Raw genomic sequence first — 3195 nt, 5'->3', positions numbered from 1 at the left:
CCCGAGCAAGGCACAAAAGGCTGTTCTTTCGATTGCCGGTGCAAAGATACAACATATTCGGACAGAATGCAAGCTTTCACCCTAACTTTCTTTACCGGAAATGACGTAAGTATCTGATAAATAATACTTTCTATCGTTTTCTATCAGAACTTTATTGCAGAAACATAGCAAAACAGGAAAATACGCTTTGAAGGTAGCTGAAGAAACGTGAAAAGCGGTCATTAAGGTCAAGGTCATTAAGGTCATTAAGCACTTTTCGCTCGCTCTCTTTTCTTATAATATAATATTAAAATTTAATATTATATTATATATATATTCCGTTCCCCCCGAAACCCTTAATGACCTTAATGACCTTGACCTTAATGACCGGAAAGAGAGAAATATTATTTAGTGTTAAAATCTAAAATTTATGCATTTTTTTCATAAATATTTTGTACCTTTGAAGTCAAGTCTGTACCATCTGCTATCCTGTAGTTATTGAAGAATAGGCAACATTCCTGAATACTATTGCAAGATAAATCTTGGCATCAGTAAAAACATATGAGAGTTAAATAACAAGATTGTTTTACAAAAAACGACAAGCCTATGCCTATCTTTAATTTTTACCGCTTTGAAAATAAGCAAGTAGATAATGGACCTAGTTTTTTTGCTGCAGAAGAGGCAGCAGAGGCTAGATTTAATCAGGGGAAATACCAATCTCCCAGAGAATGTTTTGGAAGTTTCTTTACTTCCAAGCAACGTCATCAGCTATCTATCATGAAATCACATGGTAGTGCTGGAGCATATAATCATGAATTATACAACTGCGATGTTGTTGTTTCTGCATGCCAAAATGTAATATTGCTGGAACTGGAGAGTAATGGTACGAAGACAACGATTGAAAACAAGAAGAGAGTCAAACATCCCAATCATCCATACTGTCGTGTAATAATCGACAACAGAGAGGGTTATCAGATTGTTGCCATCGAGAAAAATGCAGCTTTTTCGGGAGATACAGACAAGGCTGCCTTAGTTTTGCAGAAAGGCTTTAATCAGAAACTTTCTGTATATGGCAGGGAGATTGTCATTCAGCCTCTACATAAGAAAACTACAGATTTCTGGCCAGTGGTATGGGACATCCGCAAAAAGTTCAATGACCGTGTACGCTTTATAAAACTCGACTTTCGTGGAGAAGGGGAGAATAAGAGTGCCGATGGTCTGATGGCATTGATTACCCAACTTGCCAGAAAGGGAGACTGTGCAGCTCTTTTAGAATTGTCACACAAGCCCGGTTCTCCGGAAATTAATTTACAAGAACTGCATGATGATCTGACCAATATTGCTGCAATCTGTCTTAATGAAGGCATTTTTGACCTTACCGTCCACTTTGCCCATTTTGGCTGCTATCGCTATGGTGCTGATATCATGGCGCAATTCGGTATCGAAGAAGAGGCTATCAGCTCCTTTGGTGTTGAACTGTTAGGTTGTTTTGATGGCAATAGTCCGACCTTTGCGCTGATACAATGGATGGATAAAATGAACGAAATACTGAAAGATTATGCCAATACTGGAATACTTCAAAAAGGACGTAAGAAGGGCCCTAGAAGAAAAGCTTGCTGACGATAGCATGTTCCGCTCCATTCGCGGTACATGCCTGAGAGTAATGAACGATGCTAAAGAAATCAAGTTGCATCCCACAGAACTATACTATCTTGCTTTCTGCGTTATCGATAGCCTGAAAGGTCAGAGTACCAGCCAAGCAGAATCCTATTCTTTGTACGATGCATGGTATGAATATGATGAAGTTCTGCGGGATATCTATGGCGGAGATTCGGATCACGAGAGACATTCTGCACTTGCTCTGATTATGCAGACATGTGCAGAATGGTTGCTGCGAAGTCGCGACATGAGCAGGCTGGGGATAGTTTCTAATCTGAAATTGCAGATTGCCTATCATATTAGTGAAGAATTCTCACGGCGACTGGATGAGGAGTTCAGACGCGGTTTTTGCTGTGTTGATGAGGACAGATTTGCTGGGATTGTGTACGATTATCTGCAGGGTGAGCGCCTTATCTCCGAAGAAATTGATTCTCTGCTTGATTCAATGGACGGAGATGCTGGCATGGAAAATCCTTCTGTCGCACCAAGCTCAATCCGTATTGCCCCAAGAAAGAAAACCTCTGTGCTGACTGTCCTCAATGCCATGTATAAAGCTGGATGGTTTACGGATGTTGATGGCAGCCCTTTGAAGAATCGTGATGAGGCATTGAATGATATTCTTAGAAATGCTTTCGGTACAGATAAGGATACTGCCATCAGTCAAACCCTGAATCCTTCTAACGGTACAGTAAAATATAAATTCAAACCGCTCATGGAAAAGCTACTCGATGGAAAGGAAATTGAGCTGTTTATCCATGATTTGACCCAGGAATTGATGGAAAATCATCAATAATTTTTTATTTAGTAAAGCATTTGCCTTACTTTAGTAAAGCAAGCGTTAAGAAGAAAACAAGTAAATTTGCCCTCGAAATCAGTTGCAAGCTGGTTTCGGGGGCTTTTTCATTTTTATATGTTCAGCCCATTTAGTATAACCTGAGCGGAGGCGGGGAACCTCACAACGTGATTGAAGATGGCCATCGGTGATCCACGGCTTCTCTCGCAAACCGATCAGGAATCATGGCAGAAAAAAAACATCAGCTTACGGCTCTGGGCATTGCCTATGAAGCCGTCATCAAGCTGGGCTATACGCACAGCAAACTGGCAAGGCTCGACAGCAGCATCAACTATCCTACGCTGAGGAATATCAGAGACGGGAAGGAGATGAAGAAAGCTACGGAGCGGTTCTATCTGAAACTCTTCTTCGACCTTATTAATAAGGAATATGAAAGGCGAATGGCCTGTGGGGGCGACGGAGCCGTCAGCCTGCTTATCGTGATGAAAAACATCCTTGAAGCAGAGCTGAAATAAAAAGTGGTGAAAAGATGAGGGGGCATTCTTTCACCAACTATTCCGCCGCATCGAAAGTGTTGCTATCTTTGCACCAGCTTTAGCAAGGTTGGGCGGATTAAAGAAAACCTTAAAGGAAGGTTAGACCTTGCGGTTTATAGATTATGAACGGAATGTTTATGAGAGTGGTGCAGCAGGGCGAGGCGTTCGCTGTACAGAGTCAGAAAAGTGAGAACGGACAGATGATGAAATGCAACATCGTTCTCCAGG

The 3195-nt window shown here is 41.4% G+C and carries 3 protein-coding genes; all 3 read left to right on the top strand.

Annotated features, from left to right (window positions below):
* The first annotated feature begins 585 nt into the window (after positions 1–585).
* The 3 genes from F7D47_RS04470 to F7D47_RS04460 all read left to right on the top strand — a co-directional run bounded on the left by F7D47_RS04470 (position 586) and on the right by F7D47_RS04460 (position 2946).
* A complete protein-coding gene (locus F7D47_RS04470; protein ID WP_153086490.1) occupies positions 586–1599 on the top strand; it encodes a hypothetical protein in 1014 nt (337 codons plus the stop codon).
* Positions 1538–2431, top strand: coding sequence for a hypothetical protein (locus F7D47_RS04465; RefSeq protein WP_153086489.1), 894 nt, complete (start codon positions 1538–1540; stop codon positions 2429–2431). The genes F7D47_RS04470 and F7D47_RS04465 overlap by 62 nt, the downstream gene beginning before the upstream one ends.
* A 224-nt stretch (positions 2432–2655) precedes the next feature.
* The gene (locus F7D47_RS04460; protein WP_118066981.1) at positions 2656–2946 is read left to right on the top strand and encodes a hypothetical protein; all 291 of its coding nucleotides are present in this window, start codon (positions 2656–2658) and stop codon (positions 2944–2946) included.
* Positions 2947–3195 lie beyond the last annotated feature (249 nt).

The organism is Segatella copri, assembly GCF_009494835.1.
Lineage (GTDB): Bacteria > Bacteroidota > Bacteroidia > Bacteroidales > Bacteroidaceae > Prevotella > Prevotella copri_F.
This window is presented reverse-complemented; position numbering and strand designations above follow the sequence as displayed.

What these genes read in the sequence shown, in the direction of transcription:
- F7D47_RS04470 (WP_153086490.1), top strand. Translation starts at nt 586, where the DNA reads ATGCCTATCTTTAATTTTTACCGCTTTGAAAATAAGCAAGTAGATAAT.
- F7D47_RS04465 (WP_153086489.1), top strand. Translation starts at nt 1,538, where the DNA reads ATGCCAATACTGGAATACTTCAAAAAGGACGTAAGAAGGGCCCTAGAA.
- F7D47_RS04460 (WP_118066981.1), top strand. Translation starts at nt 2,656, where the DNA reads ATGGCAGAAAAAAAACATCAGCTTACGGCTCTGGGCATTGCCTATGAA.